14 protein-coding genes are annotated in these 17451 nt (G+C 62.3%); 3 read left to right on the top strand and 11 right to left on the bottom strand.

Features of this window, described 5'->3' with window-relative positions; all coding sequences use genetic code 11:
• Positions 1–18 precede the first annotated feature (18 nt).
• Complete coding sequence (locus RYH70_RS13115) at positions 19–333, top strand: ComEA family DNA-binding protein (RefSeq protein WP_063140719.1); 315 nt, start codon at positions 19–21, stop codon at positions 331–333.
• Positions 334–458: 125 nt separating this feature from the next.
• On the opposite strand, the gene nth is transcribed toward RYH70_RS13115, so the two are convergent.
• A complete protein-coding gene (nth, locus tag RYH70_RS13110; RefSeq protein WP_022996447.1) occupies positions 459–1097 on the bottom strand; it encodes an endonuclease III in 639 nt (212 codons plus the stop codon).
• Between the two features lie 135 nt (positions 1098–1232).
• Here nth and gltS point away from each other — a divergent pair, with 135 nt between their 5' ends.
• Positions 1233–2408 (top strand): sodium/glutamate symporter, encoded by a 1176-nt coding sequence (gene gltS, locus RYH70_RS13105; protein WP_116027247.1) that lies wholly within the window; start codon positions 1233–1235, stop codon positions 2406–2408.
• A gap of 227 nt (positions 2409–2635) precedes the next feature.
• On the opposite strand, the gene RYH70_RS13100 is transcribed toward gltS, so the two are convergent.
• The 8 genes from RYH70_RS13100 to RYH70_RS13065 all read right to left on the bottom strand — a co-directional run bounded on the left by RYH70_RS13100 (position 2636) and on the right by RYH70_RS13065 (position 11717).
• The gene (locus RYH70_RS13100; protein ID WP_022996449.1) at positions 2636–3166 is read right to left on the bottom strand and encodes a glycine zipper 2TM domain-containing protein; all 531 of its coding nucleotides are present in this window, start codon (positions 3164–3166) and stop codon (positions 2636–2638) included.
• Positions 3167–3340: 174 nt separating this feature from the next.
• On the bottom strand, positions 3341–4054 hold the full coding sequence (locus tag RYH70_RS13095; protein WP_063140721.1) for an electron transport complex subunit E: 714 nt from the start codon (positions 4052–4054) through the stop codon (positions 3341–3343).
• Complete coding sequence (gene rsxG / locus RYH70_RS13090; RefSeq protein ID WP_022996451.1) at positions 4047–4694, bottom strand: electron transport complex subunit RsxG; 648 nt, start codon at positions 4692–4694, stop codon at positions 4047–4049. The genes RYH70_RS13095 and rsxG overlap by 8 nt, the downstream gene beginning before the upstream one ends.
• Entirely contained in the window at positions 4691–5716 is a 1026-nt protein-coding gene (rsxD, locus tag RYH70_RS13085; RefSeq protein WP_022996452.1) for an electron transport complex subunit RsxD, read from the bottom strand. The genes rsxG and rsxD overlap by 4 nt, the downstream gene beginning before the upstream one ends.
• Positions 5717–5747: 31 nt before the next feature.
• Entirely contained in the window at positions 5748–8387 is a 2640-nt protein-coding gene (gene rsxC, locus RYH70_RS13080) for an electron transport complex subunit RsxC (protein ID WP_317009244.1), read from the bottom strand.
• Positions 8387–8971 carry an electron transport complex subunit RsxB gene (rsxB, locus tag RYH70_RS13075; RefSeq protein WP_014995295.1) on the bottom strand — a complete coding sequence of 195 codons (585 nt, stop codon included), beginning with the start codon at positions 8969–8971 and terminating at the stop codon, positions 8387–8389. The genes rsxC and rsxB overlap by 1 nt, the downstream gene beginning before the upstream one ends.
• A gap of 43 nt (positions 8972–9014) precedes the next feature.
• Positions 9015–9599 carry an electron transport complex subunit RsxA gene (gene rsxA / locus RYH70_RS13070; protein ID WP_022996454.1) on the bottom strand — a complete coding sequence of 195 codons (585 nt, stop codon included), beginning with the start codon at positions 9597–9599 and terminating at the stop codon, positions 9015–9017.
• A gap of 210 nt (positions 9600–9809) precedes the next feature.
• Positions 9810–11717: a metallophosphoesterase family protein gene (locus tag RYH70_RS13065; protein ID WP_317009243.1), complete on the bottom strand. Its 1908-nt coding sequence runs from the start codon at positions 11715–11717 to the stop codon at positions 9810–9812.
• Between the two features lie 190 nt (positions 11718–11907).
• On the opposite strand from RYH70_RS13065, the gene RYH70_RS13060 reads away from it, so the two are divergent.
• Complete coding sequence (locus tag RYH70_RS13060) at positions 11908–12366, top strand: Spy/CpxP family protein refolding chaperone (protein WP_022996456.1); 459 nt, start codon at positions 11908–11910, stop codon at positions 12364–12366.
• Positions 12367–12466: 100 nt separating this feature from the next.
• Here RYH70_RS13060 and metG read toward each other — a convergent pair whose 3' ends face one another.
• A complete protein-coding gene (gene metG, locus RYH70_RS13055; RefSeq protein ID WP_022996457.1) occupies positions 12467–14500 on the bottom strand; it encodes a methionine--tRNA ligase in 2034 nt (677 codons plus the stop codon).
• 125 nt (positions 14501–14625) lie between these two features.
• Positions 14626–17388, bottom strand: a complete 2763-nt coding sequence (locus RYH70_RS13050; protein ID WP_231504718.1) for a hybrid sensor histidine kinase/response regulator — start codon at positions 17386–17388, stop codon at positions 14626–14628.
• Positions 17389–17451: the final 63 nt, after the last annotated feature.

Below are 17451 nucleotides of genomic sequence, written 5' to 3'. Positions count from 1 at the left end.
AACCTTAAGGAGAAGGGAATGAAACTCTATCGTGCATTGTGTTTGGTGGCGGCGTTGCTGGGATCGGCGGTCTGGACCCAGACCGCCCAGGCAGCGGAGGATCCGGCGCTGGACAGTGCCACGGCTTCGGCGGTGGTGGAACAGACCATCAACCTGAATCAGGCCACGTCGGCGGAACTGCAATTGCTCAAGGGCGTCGGCCCGAAGACCGCCGAGGCGATCATTGCCTGGCGGGAACAGGAAGGGCCGTTTCAGGATGTGGAGCAGTTGCTGGCGATCAAGGGCATTGGTGAGAAAACCCTGCAGGCGATCCGCGACCGGCTGACGTTGTAAGTGAAACCCGGCTCCCGGCTTGTCCGGGAGCCATGGTAGTAACAGGTCTTTCGCTGCCCTGGCAGCGAATCAGCGCTGGATGTGCCGCCGTATAGGGCGGGCTGGCACCAGGATACGGATGGGGCTTACACCGGCCGCTGACTCCGCGGAAACTCGCACAGATCGGCGATGATGCATTCTCCGCACTTTGGCTTGCGAGCCACGCAGGTGTAACGCCCGTGCAGGATCAGCCAGTGGTGACAGTCACGCTTGAATTCCTCCGGGACGACCCGGAGCAAGCGTTGCTCCACTTCGTTGACGTTTTTCCCCGGTGCGATGCGGGTGCGATTGGACACGCGGAAAATATGGGTGTCCACGGCGATGGTGGGCTCACCGAAGGCGGTGTTGAGCACCACGTTGGCGGTTTTACGGCCGACGCCGGGCAGCGCCTCCAGAGCGGCGCGATCACGCGGCACTTCGCCACCATGAAAGGCGAGCAGCTGCTCGCACAGTTTAATGACGTTATTGGCCTTGGAATTAAACAGCCCAATGGTTTTGATGTATTCCTTCAAACCGTCCACGCCCAATGCCAGAATCGCTTCCGGCGTATTGGCCACCGGAAACAAGCGATCGGTGGCCTTGTTGACGCCGACATCGGTGGCCTGGGCGGACAGCACCACCGCCACCAGTAACTCAAAAGGGGTGTTGTAGTTCAGTTCCGTGGTGGGGTGAGGACGCTGTGCCCGCAGACGGCGGAAAATTTCCGTGCGTTTCTCGCGATTCATGCCTGCTCCTGAATCAGATCGCCGCAGTATAGCGAATCAGGGCGCTATCGCCACGTCGGAACGAACCGGACTTCCCCGCGTCAAAAACAGATTGCCCATGTCCCCGGTAAGAGGGCGAAGGAAAAGGGAGTGAGTATGCAGTTTTCCGCCATGGAAACCCTGATGGTGGCCCTCATCGTATTGGTAGTGGGGCAGTTATTGGTTCATCGGTTCCGTATTCTGTCCGACCTCAATATGCCGGAACCGGTGGTGGGCGGGCTGCTTGCCACGCTGCTGGTCACCGGTCTGCAGCTGGCGGGTGTATCGCTGGCCTTCGATGATGCTCTGAAAGGCCCCGCCATGCTGTTTTTCTTCGGCGCGGTGGGCCTGGCCGCGGATTTTCGTTTGCTGCGCCAGGGTGGCTGGCCGATGCTGGTGTTCGCGATTCTGGTGATCATCCTGGTATTTCTGCAGGACGTGGCCGGTGTCCTGATGGCCAAACTGCTGGGACTGTCACCGTTCTACGGCCTGCTGGGAGGCTCGATCACCATGACCGGCGGCCACGGCACGGGTATCGCCTGGGGCGAAGTCTTTGCCAATAACTTTGGTATTGACGGCGCCAGCGAACTGGCCGCGGCGTCCGCTACTTTTGGTCTGGTATTCGGGGCGCTACTGGGTGGGCCATTGGCAATGATGCTGATTCGGCGCTATAGGCTGCAGGTCCCCGCTGGCCGCGAGGATGGCGAATACGATGGCGCGGAAAAGCCCCGTCCCATTGCCGCCGCCAGTGTGGTGCGTATTCTCATGCTGTTGTCCATCGGTGTGGTGGTGGGTTCCGTGGCGGAACACTACTCCCAGCACTGGGTGCGCCTGCCGACCTTCGTCTGGGTGCTGTTCGTCTGCATTCTGCTGGGTAACCTGGCCCGCCGGCTGTGGCCGGTGAATGACGCCACCATCGAGATGGTGGGCAACACCTCGCTGAGCGTGTTTCTTGCCATCACGCTGATGAGTCTGCAGTTATTGCAATTGGTGGATCTGGCGCTGCCGATGCTGGCCATGCTGCTGGTTCAGGTGGCGCTGGCGGTCAGTTTTATTGTTTTTGTCACGTTCAGAGTGATGGGCCGGAACTACGATTCCGCGGTGCTGTGCGCCGGCCATTGCGGTTTCGCCATGGGTGCCACGCCCACCGCGGTGGCCAATATCCAGGCGGTGACGCAGCATCACGGTCCCTCGCCGTTGGCCTTCATCATCATTCCGGTGGTGGGCGGTTTCATCGTCGATATCGTCAACGCCACCATCATTCAGGGGTTCGTCACTGTACTCGGTGGCTGAAAGGCAGTTGACAGTTGATAGTGGACAGTTGACCGCGGAAAAATAAAAACAGGAATATTGCAAACACCTGAGCGACCCCCATTCGCTTGCAAGCAAGCTGCCCACAGCGGCTAAAGATCAGGCTGTTTTGTCTTTTCTTTGTCTTTTCGCTGTCAACTGAAAAAAAGGCCGCTGGAATCCTTTCCAGCGGCCTTTTTGATGGTGAGCGCTTTTTCGGTTTTGCGTCCTTACTGGGTGATGACGTGGCCGTCCTCAATACGCAGCCGGTCACCCGGTTTGTTGTCCATTTTGATGGTGTCTTTCTTACCGTCGAACACGTAAGTGACCTCGTAGCCCTCCACGGAGCTCTTGTTGTCCATTACCGTGTTACAACGCCGCTCGGTGGTGGTGACGGTGTTGTTTTGCTGCATTTTCTTCTGCGCCTGGTTGCCGGCGATACCGCCAACGATGGCACCACCCGCGGTGGCCGCGTCCTTGCCGCTGCCGCCACCGAACTGATGGCCGATCACGCCGCCGACCACGGCGCCAATGGCGCTACCGGTAATACGATGCTGATCCTTCACCGGAGCCTGACGTTGTACCGCCACGTCCTGACAGACCTCGCGGGGTTCCTGCCATTTCTTGACGATGGGTTCCACGTTCGTCACCTCGGCATAGCCGGACTGTTTCGGGGCTATTGCCTGGTAGGCGCCATATCCGATCCCGGCCACGGCAACGGTACCCACGACGGTCAAAGCGACAAGGGCTGCACTCTTCATGGGGGGTCTCCTTTTATTAAAGTTTGCCGTTGTATGAGCTTATTATCGTGGATTTTGGCCGACCCGTTGTATAACAGTAGTAAAATCGCGACTGGCGGCACACCAAATTTTTGGTTATCAGAGCGGCTTTTCAGGCGAAAGAAAGGTGAAACCGGCGTGACCCGCCGGTTCCGATCAACTGACTTTACCGGTGGTGCGGACGCGGCGGCTGCCGGAGGAGGAAGGGGCCTCTCGGCGCTGTTTGGCGGCTTTCATCCGTTTGTCGATGACATTCTTGCCGGCGATGATCAGACCCAGCCCCAGGAAGGCCCCGGGGGGAAGGACCGCGAGCAGGAAGCCGCCGTAGTTGGGGATGATCTCGATTCGCAGCTGTTCCGCCCAGGGGCCGAGCAGCAATTGCATATTGGCGAACAGGGTGCCGGCGCCAACCACTTCGCGCAGGGCGCCAAGAATCACCAGCACGATCAGAAAACCCAGGCCCATCATGAAACCGTCGGTCACCGCCGGCAGCAACGCGTGCTTGCTGGCGAAAGCGTCGGCGCGTCCGAGCACGGTGCAGTTGGTCACGATCAGAGGAATAAAGATCCCCAGAATCTGGTACAGCTCGAAGGTGAACGCCTGCATCAGCATCTCGATCACCGTCACCATGGCGGCGATGATCATGACAAAGGCGGGCAACCGTACGGCGTCGGTGACATAGTGACGGATCAGCGACACGGCGGCGTTGGACCCCATCAGCACCACCAGCGTGGCCAGGCCCAGACCAAGAGCATTGACCACAGAACCGGTCACCGCCAACAGTGGGCACAGGCCGAGAATCTGCACGGTGGCCGGATTGTTATTCCACAACCCATCGCGGGTGATCTTGCCGTAATCCACGTCAGCCATCACAGCTCTCCGTTGTCTGCGCTTGGGCGGGCGCTTTGAACACCTCATCTCCGTGCGCCTGATAGTAACGCAGGGCGCCATGCACGGCGCTTACCACCGCCCGGGGAGTGATGGTGGCACCGGTGAAACTGTCAAACCGGCCGCCGTCCTTCTTCACTGCCCATCCCGAAGCGGACGGCTGCTCGAGGGAAGTGCCGTTGAATCCCAGAATCCAATCGGATTTGCGGATTTCGATATTATCGCCCAGCCCCGGGGTTTCATTATGCGGTGGCACCACGCGCACGCCGAGTACGGTGCCGTCACGGTCGACGCCGACGATCAAACGGATATCACCACCGTAGCCGTCCGGCGCCACCGCTTCCAGTACCGCGCCGCTGGCCTCGCCGCCAAGACGGGCACGGTAGAGATGATGCTCGCCGTGGCCCAGTAAGGGGTCGGTAACGGTAATGCTGTCATCCAATAACGGATTGTCGTGCCGGGCCGGTGGCATCACCTGGGCCAGAGCGTCCGCCAGGGCGGCTTGCCGGTTGCACTCCACCCGCTGCCGGGTGGCTTGATTGGTCAGCGCCAGAGTGGCGGCGGTGCCGATGGCGAACAGACCGAGAATCACCGCGTTGCGGGTAATCGCCTGGCCAATCATGAGCCGGCTCCCCGCTTGGCGCGCTCGTGGCCATAGGTGCGCGGCCGGGTGTAGTAATCAATGAACGGGGCCGCCAGATTCAACAGCAGCACCGAGAACGCCACCGCGTCCGGATAGCCGCCATAGGTGCGGATCACCCAAATCAGTATTCCGATCAGCGCGCCGTAGATCAGACGCCCACGTGAGCTGGTGGCGGCGCTGACCGGATCGGTGGCGATGAAAAAGGCGCCAAGCATGGTGCCGCCGGAAAACAGATGAAACAGCGGATCGGCATAACGCAACGGGTCAATCTGCCAGGCGATCAGCGCCGGCAGGGCAAGGCCAGCGAGAAAGGCCAGCGGAATATGCCAGCCGATCACGCGACGGAACAGCAGGTATAGCCCGCCAAGCAGAAACGCCAGATTGACCCATTCCCAGCCGAGCCCGGCCCAGCGACCATGCAAAACAATCATGCGATCCAGCGCATCGGCGTTGCCGGCGAAGGTGCGAAAGGTGTCCAGAGGGGTTGCCCCGGAAAGGCCGTCAAGCGCGCCATGCCCGAGGAACTGGAATACGCTTTCCAGAACATCGGGAGTGCGATAGGGAGCGCCGCCGACCCAGTTGGTCATCGCTACCGGGAAGGAGATCAGTAGCAGCACGTAGCCGACCATGGCCGGGTTGAACGGATTCATGCCCAGGCCGCCGTACAGCTGCTTGGCGACGACAATGGCGAACGCCACACCGATAAACGTCAGCCACCAGGGCGCGGTGGGGGGCAGGGCCAGAGCCAGCAGCACGGCGGTGACCACGGCGCTGCCATCGCGCAAGTACAATGCAATGGGACGGCCGCGAGCACGCAGCATGGCCGCTTCACAGAGTACCGCCACCAGTATCGCCCAGACCACATTCAACAAAGTGCCGATGCCGAACAAAAGTGTCAGTATCGCCAGGCCGGGCAGGGTGGCGTAGATTACCTGGCGCATCACCATGCCGGTGTCGACGGGACCCCGGGTATGGGGCGATGAGGCGTTGATCAGCGCCATGTGCGTTGCGCTCCTGGTGTTCCGATAGGATTCATTCTTCCGTCAGCCCGTGTTCTTCCAGGGCCTGTTTCAGGGCCCGCCGCGCCAGATGAGCGTCGTGTTCCAGGGTGCCCAGCTCCGAGGTCAGTCGTTTCAGGGTGTCTTCGTCGGCGGTATCGCGCAGGCGTTTCAACTCGTCGCTCTTGTCCCGCAGCGCTGTTTCCGCGCGGGCGGCGTCCAGCTTGAGGGTTTTCAGATCCTTGCCGGTATGGGCGAGCAGCGATGCCTTGGTTTCGTCCATCAGGGCATCCAGGGCATCGCGGGTATGGTCGGCTTTGCTCTTGAGCTTCTCCACTCGGGCTTCCATCGCGGCCAGATCCACGGCGCCGTCGCGGCGGGCCCGGTCGAGGGCGGAATGGGCTTCCTTGTATTGCTTGTGCGCCATCTTGTAGGCGGTCTTCAAGGCATTCAGGCGTTTTTGCTGCTTGGCTGCTTCTTCGTCGCTTGCGGACGCTTGGCCACCGGCGCCGGCTGGTTCGGTTGTTGTCGGCGCGGCAGCGGCGGCCGGGGACGGCGCTGCTTTTGGCGTGGCGGGCGCCGCGGCCTTGGCGTCCCGCAGCTGTTGCTTGAGTTCGTCCGCCTTGGCCTTCAGGCGGTCGGCTTCGGCGCGCAACAGGGCCGCGTCATCGGCTTCGTTTTGTTCCGCCTCCTTGGTTGCCTTCACTGCCGCCTTGTAGGCGGACGAGGCTTCGGCCACTGCTTTTTTCAGTGCTTCCACCGGATCCGGGGCGGCCATGGGGGCGCTGGCGGGCTGACCGGCACGGGCATCACGCAGGGCGGCCTTGAGCCGGTCCGCCTCTGCTTTCAGGGTTTCCGCCCGGCTTTGCAGCGTGGCGGCATCCTCCCGCTCTTCCGCCAGCGCGGCCTTGGCTTCGCGCAGAGCGTTCTTGTAAGCGGCGGAGGCGTCGGCGACCTGCTTCTTGAGGTCCGCCTCGGCCTTGGGGTGGGTGTCGGTGGACGGCGGCGCGGCCTTGCCGGCGTCACGTACCGCCGCTTTGGCCTGATCCGCGGCGGTTTTCCGCTTCTCCACTTCGGCCTGATAGCGGGTCAGATCCGGATCACCCCGGTTTTCCGCTTCCTTGGCGGCCTTGACCGCTGCTTTATAGGCCTTGGAGGCGTCCAACGAGGCTTGCTTGAGGGCAGCGGCGTTGTCACCGGCGGCTGCGGGAGCGCGGTTGGCCTGTTGGCGCGCGCGGCGGCGTGCCTCTTTCTCGGCCTGCTCCTTTTCCACCCGGGCCTGGCGGGCCTCGAACCGCTCACGGGCGCGGTCCGCCTTGGCTCGCTCCGCCGCCTGGATACGGATCTCGCCCTTGGCATAGCGGTAGTACTGCACCAACGGAATATGGCTGGGGCAGACATAGGCGCAGGCGCCGCACTCGATACAGTCCATCAGGTTCTGCTGTTGAGCCCGCTCCAGGTCGTCGTTCTTGGCGTACCAGTACAGCTGTTGGGGTAACAGGCTGGCGGGGCAGGCATCGGCGCAGGCGCCGCAGCGGATACAGGCCTGCTCCGGCTCCGGCTCCGGCAACAGATCGGTGGATGCGGCGATCAGGCAGTTGCTGGTTTTCACCAGCGGGATCGCCGGATTATGCAGAGTGAAGCCCATCATCGGGCCACCCAGCACCAGCCGTTGCAGCCGGGTCTTGTCGACTCCGGCGTGCTGCAGCAATTCCGCCACCGGGGTGCCGAGCAGAATCTCATAGTTGCCGGGCCGTGCCACCGCGTCCCCGGTCACCGTGGTGATGCGGCTGATCAGCGGCTCGCCGTCGAACAAGGCCCGCTTCAGAGCGTAGGCGGTGCCCACGTTCTGGCACACCACGCCTACCTGGATCGGCAGGCCGCCGCTGCCCACTTCCTTGCCGGTGAGCAGCTGTATCAGCTGTTTTTCGCCGCCGGAGGGGTACTTGGTGGGCACCACGCGGACGTCGATATCGGCGCCGACGGCGGCAGCGCGCAAAGCGGCGGCGGCTTCCGGTTTATTGTCCTCGATGCCGAGCAGGGTCCGTTCCGGATTCAGCAAATACTGCAGTACCTGGATACCCTGGACGATATCCGCCGCTCTTTCGCGCATCAGGCGGTCGTCGGCGGTAATGAAGGGTTCGCACTCGACCCCGTTGACGATCAGTTCACGCACGCGCTGATGATCGCCCAGTGACACCTTCACCGAGGTGGGGAAACCGGCGCCGCCAAGGCCGACGATGCCGGCTTCGGCGATGCGCTCCAGCAATTCACCGGGGCTCAGCGCGAAAGGGTCATCCAGCGGCGCCCGGTCTCCCCAGCGGTCCTCGCCGTCCGGTTCCAATACCAGACATGGGGCGTCCATGCCGGAGGGGTGCTGGATCGGACGCGGTCCGATGGCAACGACGGTGCCGGACGTCGGTGCATGGACCGGGGCGCTGACGGCACCGTTGCCTTCGGCCAGATGCTGTCCCTTGAGCACCTTGTCACCAACCTGGACCAAGGGCCGGGCGGGGGCGCCGATATGCATGTTCAACGGCAATATCAGTTGCGAAGGAAGCGGGCCGGGGAGGATCGGCGTGGTGTTGGATTCGCTTTTGTGCTCCGGCGGATGAATGCCGCCGGGGAAGTCGAAAATTTCGCGGGTGCCGCCCCGGAACAGTCTCGCCAACATCACAGATTCACCACGTCGATGCGTTGTTCGGGGCTTTGGCCGGCGCCGGCCGGCCGCTGCCAGGTCCAGGTGCCCAGGGTCGGGGCCACCGGCACCATGTCGATGCAGTCCACCGGGCAGGGTTCCACGCACAGATCGCAGCCGGTGCACTCATCGACGATCACCGTGTGCATCAGTTTGGCGGCGCCAACGATGGCGTCCACCGGGCAGGCCTGGATGCACTTGGTACAGCCGATGCACTCGTCCTCGCGGATGTAGGCCACTTTCTTCACCGTGGCATCCTCGCTGCCGTCGTCGTCCAGCGGCAGCACTTCGCGGCCAAGCAGTTCGGCCAGCGCTTCCACCGTTACCTCGCCGCCGGGCGGGCAGCGGTTGTGTTCCTCGCCGTTGGCGATGGCTTCGGCATAGGGACGGCAGCCGGGATGGCCGCATTGGCCGCATTGGGTTTGCGGCAACAGGGCGTCGATCTGATCGACGATGGGATCACCCTCGACCTTGAATTTCTCCGAGGCGAAGCCCAGCGCGGCGCCGAACACGGCGGCCAGGGCCAGCAGCGCGGCGATGGCAATCAGGATCGTGGTCATGATCGCGCCTCCGGAGACGCCGGGCGCTTGGTATCCCGTCTCTTCATATCTTCACCAGCCCGGAAAACCCCATGAACGCCAGTGACATCAGACCGGCGGTGATCAGGCCGATACTGGGTCCGCGAAACGCTTCCGGCACGTCGGCGGCGGCGATCCGCTCACGCATGGCGGCGAACAGTATCAGCACCAGGGAAAAACCGAGGGCGGCGCCGAACCCATAGGTCAGTGAGGTCATGAAGGTGGCGTCTTCCTGGCGCACGTTCAGCAGCGCCACGCCAAGCACCGCGCAGTTGGAAGTGATCAGCGGCAGGAACACCCCCAGCACCCGATACAGCAGCGGGCTGGCTTTCTTGACGAACATTTCGGTGAATTGCACCGCCACCGCGATCACCAGAATGAAACTGATGGTACGCAGGTATTCCAGCGACAGCGGCTGGAGGATATAAGCCCAGGTGAGATAGGCGAGCACCGACGACAGCGTCAACACGAAAGTGGTGGCCAGGGACATGCCGATGGCGGTCTCCACTTTGTTGGAGACACCCATGAACGGGCAGAGGCCCAGGAACTGGACCAGCACGAAGTTATTCACCAGCACCGCGCTGACAAGAATGAGCAGGTAGTCGGTCATCACAGGAGCCCGTCCGGCCGCTCGACGCCAAGGCGCCGCGGGCCTGTTTTCTCACCAGTTTATGAAGGCGGCATAGTATGGGACAGGGAAATATGCCGAACAAGACGGTTTTGTTTACCCTACCCGGCGGTTTCGTTATAAGAAAGCGCCTCTCAGGCAGGATTATGCCGCGATGACCCGCTTCCGGGTTTGTTGTGGATCAAGCGGCACTCAGTCATCCGGCTCGAATTCGGCATCGCGGCCATCGGCGCCCAGATGCCGGATTCGCGCCGGAGCGCCGTCGGCATCCAGCCAGACCCGGCCAATGCCGGCACGGTTCAGCAGGCGCCGGCCGGCTTCATGGGGATCGGGCCGGTAGGGCGTGACCGCCAGCCGTCGGCGTTTGGTAAAGGCGTTAAGTGGCGACCAGGGGGCATAAAGCCAGCGGTTGAGCCGGTCGAACCATTCCAGCAGCCGCTCCGGGAAACGGTTGCGCAGGCCGCTGTCGGTGATCTGCCAGATGCGCGGGCCGCCGTCGCGGTGACGGATGCGGATCCGGTAGACGAAGGAATAGTGCACATCCCCGGACAGGATCACGTAGTTGGCCGGGGTGCGGGAGTGCCGAAAGATATTCAACAGAACCCGCGCGGCCCCCGGGTGCGCCATCCAGTTTTCGGCGTCCACCATCAACGGCTTGCCGATCAGAGTGAACAGCCGCTGCACGGTCTCGATCAATTTCACGCCGAACATTGGGGCCGGTGAAACCACCACCACGGCTTCCTCGCCGAGCAAGGCTTGTTGCAGTTCGGAGAGCGCCTCCCAATCCAACAGCCCGGAAGGACGGGTAGGGCGGCGCTCGCTGCGCCAGCGGCGGGTGCGGGTATCCAGTACGATCAGTTTGGGCGTGCCCGGCCATTGGTAATGCCAGCCATCAAAACGCAGCAGGCGGGTGATCAGCGCGTCCTGGGACGCCATCACCAGAGCGCCGGTGCCGTCGCCGAGCAGCGCGGCGGCGTCATCGATCAGAGGCGCCACCCGGTCCGGCGCGTTGCCCCAGCCCTGACAGAGCAGGTAGGCGATCAGGGCGTTGCCGATGATGCGGCGTGAAAAGGGCTGGCCGTAGGCGGTCAACTCCCAGTCGGCGGTCAGATTCCAATCGTCGGTGACATCGTGATCGTCGAAGATCATCAGCGTCGGCAGATGGGCCAAGGCCCTGGCCACCGCTGGCATCTGTTCCCGGAACGTGGCCAAGGCCCGCGCTTCGCGCTGATACTGTTCCTGGTCGGTGGCGTCCAGGAGAGGAGGGCGCGGCTCGGCCAGATGCCAGGGGGTCGGCGACCAGGCCAGCAGATACATGGCGATCACCTCGGCGAATGTGACCAGATGGCGGTCGGCGCTGGCGGTGGTGAAGATTGGCTTGCGCACGCCGCCGAAAAAGCGTTTGCGCAGGGCGCGGCCACTTTCCACCGCAGGTAGCAGGCGTTGCCGGTGGAAGCCGTCATGGTGTTGGTAAAGCGCCTGGCTGTCGCCAACGCGGGCGCCTTCCAGGGTTTCATCGATCAGCCCGAGCCGCTCAATCAGGGCGTGGACGGTGGCCAGCATCGGCATGGCCACGTCATCGGCATAGATCTGATCGCCGGTGAGCAACAACAGGTTAGGGCGCGTTTCGGGATCACCGAGCGAGTCCGCCACCACCTGATCCGCCCGCGCCAGCCCGTCCGGCCCGGGCTGGTGGGGCTTGCGGCAGGAGCCGTGCAGCAGATTGGTAAGACGCGGCCGCCATACCAGGCTGGGACGGCGCTGGCCGGCGTGCAGCAAATGGGGCGCCCAGTCCGCTACCGCCCCGTGGCCATGGACGATCAGGTCGTAGCCGACTTCCCGTCCCTCGGGCAATGAAGAGGTCAGTGGCAGATCGATCAGGTGCAGTACCGCCGCGGCGCCGACCGGCAGCCTGCGGCAGTTGTCGGCGTTCAGAGGCCATTGCCGGTCCGGTTGTGCGCCCTGCGGATCCGTTTCGAACAGGTGCAGATGCAAATCCAGATCGTGGGAAGCAACCAGCCACAGAACCAGGCGTCGTTCTTCCAATCGTCTCAGAATTGGTCCGGCCAGGACCGGCGGCAGCTCCGGGGTACTGGACATCAACCCTCCTTCTCATGCAGGGTAGCGAAGGCGCGAGAATCACGGATAGCGCCCGCCCCAGCGGCGGGCAGTTGATGTTGAACAAGCGTAAAAAGTGTCGTGTTTTCCATACCGCACCGCGTTTTTCCCGGGGGAATGAGATAGGGTACACGGCGTATCGGACCTGAAGATGAATTTCAATGGAGATGTTATGAAACTTTTTCGATTGCTCGGCGTGGCCCTGACCGCTTTGACTCTGAGCTTGCCGCTGGCCGCTCAGGCGCAGCAGGCTGGGCAGCCGGATGAAGTGGCGCAGCTGGCCAGTCTGGTCAATCTGACCGACGATCAGCAGAAGGAAATCCGTGGTCTGATTCAGTCCACCGATGCCGAGGTCCGCAAGCTCCAGGCGGAAGCTCGCAGCCTTCAGGAAAAGCTGCAAGGCGAAGTGAAGCCCGGTTACAGCGAGCGCAATATTACTCGCACGGCGAAGAAACTGGGTGAAGTGATGGGCGAGATCACCGGTAAAACGGTATTGCTGCAAGCTCAGGTGGAATCGGTAATGACCGAAGAGCAACGCGCCGAGCTGCAGAAGAAAATGGAAGAGCAGCAGCGCCAGATGCAGCAGCGTATGCAGCAGATGCAGCAACAGCAACAACAGCAGCAACGCTAAAGCGCGGTTGCCAGCCGATAAAAAAGCGGGCCCTATGGCCCGCTTTTTTTTGGGAGGGGAGACACATCGCGGAATAACGGGGTGAGTCTTCCCGCGGTGTTCAGCCCACTTCCATACCGGGTTCGGCGCCGCTGTCCGGAGACAGCAGGAAGATATCCTCGCCACCGGGGCCGGCGGCCAGAATCATGCCTTCGGAGACACCGAATTTCATCTTGCGTGGCGCCAGGTTGGCGACCAGCACCAGTAACCTGCCATTCAATTGTTCCGGGCTGTATTTGGCTTTGATGCCGGAAAACACAGTGCGCTCGCCAAGCGCGCCGACATCCAGCCGCAGACACAGCAGTTTATCGGCGCCTTCCACATGGGACGCTTCGATCACCCTGGCGACGCGCAGCTGCACCTTGCTGAAATCGCTGATATCAATGTGACCCTCGCTTTGCGCCGCCGCCCCGGCTGTTTTGTTGTCTTCCTTGTTCTTTGCCGCCGCCGGCGTGGAATCCTTGGATGCTTCCAGCATGGCTTCGATATGGGCCATATCCACCCGCGCCATCAGCGGAGTGAACTTGTTGATCGGGTGCTCCAGCAGCAGCTTATCGGCGTCCGCCCAGGTCATCGGCTCGACCGCCAGGAATTGCTCCGCCCGCTCCGCCAGACCCGGCAATACCGGCTTCAGATACAGCGTCAGCAGGCGGAACACGTTCAGGGCGGTGGTGCACACGGCCAGCACTTCCTGTTCCCGGCCTTCTTCCTTGGCCAGGGTCCAGGGGGCCTTGTCGGCGATATAGCCATTGGCGTGATCGGCCAACGCCATGATTTCCCGCATCGCCTTGCCGAATTCCCGTTGTTCATAGAACTCAGCGATGCGGGGCGCCGCTTCCTGGGCTTCCCGCACCAGCAATGGATTATCCAGCTGAGCACTCAGAGTGCCGCCGAATTTCTTGACGAAGTTACCGGTGCGGCTGGCGATGTTCACCACCTTGCCGACCAGATCGGTGTTCACTCGCTGGGCGAAGTCGGTCAGGTTGAGATCGAAGTCGTCCACCCGGTTGTTGAGTTTGGCGGCGAAGTAATAGCGCAGGTACTCCGGATTCAGATGCTCCAGATAGGTGCGTGCCTTGATGAAGGTGCCGCGCGACTTGGACATCTTGGCGCCGTTCACGGTGACAAAGCCATGGCTGAAGATGGCGGTGGGCTTGCGCAGCCCGGCGCCATCCAGCATCGCCGGCCAGAACAGGCCGTGAAAGTTGATGATGTCCTTGCCGATGAAATGATACAGCTCGGTCTTGGAGTCCGGCTGCCAGTATTCATCGAAATCCAGCCCTTCGCGCTCGCACAGGTTCTGGAAACTGGCCATGTAACCAATCGGGGCGTCCAGCCACACATAGAAGAATTTGCCCGGATAGCCGGGAATTTCAAAGCCGAAGTAGGGCGCCTCCCGGGAGATATCCCAGGGCTGCAGATCTTCCATCCATTCCTGAAGCTTATTGGCCACGCCTTCCTGGAGGGAGCCGGAGCGGGTCCATTCGCGCAGCAACGGTTCGAACTGAGGCAGGTCGAAGAATAACTGGGTGACCTCCTTTTCCACCGGAGTGGCGCCGCTGATGGCGGAATAGGGCTCGATCAGCTCCGCCGGCGAGTAGGTGGCGCCACACACCTCGCAGTTGTCGCCGTACTGATCCGGGGATTTGCATTTCGGGCAGGTGCCGCGTACGAAGCGGTCCGCCAGGAACATGCCCTTTTCCGGGTCATAAAGCTGGGTGATGGTCTTCTCGACGATGTAGCCGGCGTCCTTGTTCCGTTGGAACACCATTTCGGAGAGCGCTTTGTTCTCCGGACTGTGGGTGCTGTAGTAATTATCGAAGCGGATCAGAAAGTCGGCGAAATCCCGTTCGTGATCGGCTTTCACCTGGGCGATCTGCTGCTCCGGCGTGATGCCGTTTTCCTGCGCCTTGAGCATGATGGCGGTACCGTGAGCGTCGTCGGCGCAGACATAAAGGCAATTGACGCCACGCAGTTTCTGGAAGCGCACCCAGATGTCGGTCTGAATGTACTCCAGCAGATGACCCAGGTGGATCGGGCCATTGGCATAGGGCAGGGCGCTGGTAACCAGGATCTTACGGGTTTGGTCGCTCATGAAAGACTACATCGTGGACGGAATCGGACCGGCTATGATACTGGCCATGGCGGTTATTTTCACGCCCGATTCGGCCGCGCCCGCGGATACAAAACAGGGTTGGGGGGGACTCGCGGAAGAATCCCCTAAGGCGCGCTCAGATTGGCGATGGCCCGGTTGCGTTGCAGCGCCTCCATCACCTGGTCGCGAGAGACCGGTTTGCTGAGGTAGTCGTCCACGCCGGCTTCCCGAGCTTTCTGCACGTAGTCATTGGTGGCGTGGGCGGACAGCGCGATGATCCAGCTCGGGTCCACCTCCCGGTCCGCCTCGAACTGGCGGATCTCGCGGGTGGCCTGATAGCCATCCATGACCGGCATTTCGCAGTCCATGAAGATCACGTCCCAGCCCCCCGGCGTCTGCATCGCGTGCTCCAGCGCCTGGCCGCCGTGGTCGAGGAGGGTGGCGTGAATGCCCAGTGAACGCAGGATGGAGTCGATCACCAACTGGTTCACGGCATTGTCTTCCACCACCATGACGTTCAGCCGTGACAACGGTGAGCCGGTGCTGGCGGGACGCGGCCCTGTCTCGGGGGCGGCCGGTTGCTGCTGCCGCAGCAACTGGCCCAGGGTGCTCTTCAGGCCCCGGGACGACACCGGTGTTTCCAGCAGCAGCATGTCTTCCGGCAATTCGCCTTCCAGTTGGGCGCCAATGGTCTGCAGGATCATCAGGGGCGGATTGCCGAAGGCGCGTCGCGCGGCCAGCAGGTCGTCGCACAGCTGCAGGTTGTCCTCCGCCGCGATCAGGAGATCCACCTCAAGGTCCGCCGGGCGGGTGTTCAAGGCTTCGCGGGCATCGCTGTTCTCATACACTTGCAGGCCCCAGCGGGTGAGCAACTGGGACAGGCTCAACGACAGGGCCGCGTCCTGATTGAGCAACATGACCTTGCGGCCGGCCAGAGGCCGGTCCTGCCGTGGACCGCGCTGAACCCGCGTGGGCAGGGTCAACCAGAAGGTGGCACCGCGCCCCAGCGAGCTGGATACGCCGATCTCGCCGCCCATCAACTGCACCAGCCGTTTGCAGATGGTCAGACCAAGCCCGGCTCCCTGGGCCTTGTGGCGGGCGCCATGGGGGCTCTGGTTAAACACCTGGAACAGATTGCGCTGCTGCGCCTCGTCCAGGCCGATGCCGGTGTCCACCACTTCCATCATCAGCACACAATAGCCCTGATCGTCGGGTGGCTGACGCACGGTCAGGTGTAGCGCCACCTGGCCGCGATCGGTGAATTTGAAGGCGTTGCTGAGCAGATTGGTGAGAATTTGCTTCAGGCGGATCGGGTCGGCCTGGATGTACTGCGGCACCCGCGAGTCGATGTAGGTGTACAGAGGCAGCCGTTTTTCGTTGGCGCGGGCGGTGAACAGCCGCACGCAATCGTCCACCAGAGCCTCCAGGTCCACTTCCTGAAGCTCCAGTTCCAGCTTGCCGGATTCGATACGGGAGTAATCGAGAATGTCGTTGATGACCGTGACCAGGGATTGGGTGGACTGGTAGATGGTGTCCACATACTGACCCTGCTGGTGCGTCAGATCAGTACGCCGCAGCAAGTCGGTCATGCCGATGATGCCGTTCATGGGGGTGCGGATTTCGTGGCTCATGGTGGCCAGGAACTCGCTCTTGGCCTGGTTGCGGGCACCGGCCTTGAACGCTTCCATCTCGGCCACCGCCTTGTCGCGCACGGAATGGGCGTGGGCCTCCTTGAGCCGGGTGATACGCCGCGCCAGCGCCAGGGACAACAGCACCACGTCCAGGAACACGCCGATTTGCGCCAGATTCTCGGTGAGCGTGGTCCGTGGCAGTACACCGTACTTGTTCAGCGCCATGGTGGCGGCGCCGACCATGAAGCAGGTCCAGGCCAGCGTGAAAATACGCGCGTCGGGATCGCCGGCCAGAGCCCGGGCCACCGCCACCGCCATGATGCTGATATCCATGACCAGGATCGCCAGCACGCAGATCGGGATGAGCGTATCGCGGCTGATGAAGGGCGCCGCCAACAGCAGCACCACTCCCACCGTCACCAGCCCCCTGAGCAACTGGGCCAGCGGTGGTGCCCGCTCCGCCAGACTGAGGAAATTGAGGCTGAACAGCGATGGCATGATAACGATCAGTGGCAGCAGATAATGCACCGAGTATTGACTGATCAAAGCGGAACCCGGCCACAGATATTGCTGGCTGAACCCGTGTAACGTTGCCATGAACAGCGTCACCACCAGGGACCAGCAAACGTACAGCAGATAAACCCGCTCGCGGATGGTGAAGAACAGCACCAGATTGTAGAGAATCATCACCAGCATGCCGCCGAAGAACAGGCCTTGCAGCAGGGTCCTGTGCTGCAACTGCTGATGAAAATGTTCGGAACTGAGCAACTGCATGGGCAGTTGGATGCTGTGGGCGGAATCCACCAGCATCAATACGGTGCGCGGTTCGCCGGCGGGCAGGGTTAACGGGAACGCCGGCAGGGCGTGATGGTCCGGGCGCGCCTGGAAGGGCAGATCGATCCCGGCCCGGTACTCCGAGAGCAGCGCATTCTGCCCGTCCAGCACGTACACTTGTAGCCGCCCCAGCAGGCCGTAGGGGATTTCCAGGCGCCAGTCGGTGCGCGCCGGATCGCGGTTCTCCACCGCCAGCCGGAACCAGCAATGGTCCCGGGTGAAGCCGAGATTGGGGGCGTGCTCACCGGCAGGTTGCCAGGGCCAGCGTTGCAGATCGCGGGTCAGGGTGTCGCGGTCGGGCACCTGGTTGGCCGGAGCGCAGAAATAGCCGAGGTGGGAATAGGGCGAGAGGTCATCGTCGCCGTGGTTGATGACCACCGCTTCCGCGGCGTGCGCGCTTACCGACAGCAGCAAGATGAGCAAGCCGGAAAGTGCGAGCCAGATTGAGCGGTTTGCTGCGTCCTTGATCAAAATCGTTGTAACCCG

This window comes from Alloalcanivorax xenomutans, assembly GCF_032810065.1.
Taxonomy (GTDB): domain Bacteria; phylum Pseudomonadota; class Gammaproteobacteria; order Pseudomonadales; family Alcanivoracaceae; genus Alloalcanivorax; species Alloalcanivorax xenomutans.
The sequence above is the reverse complement of the archived record's forward strand: the minus strand, read 5'-3'. Positions and strand labels throughout refer to the sequence as shown.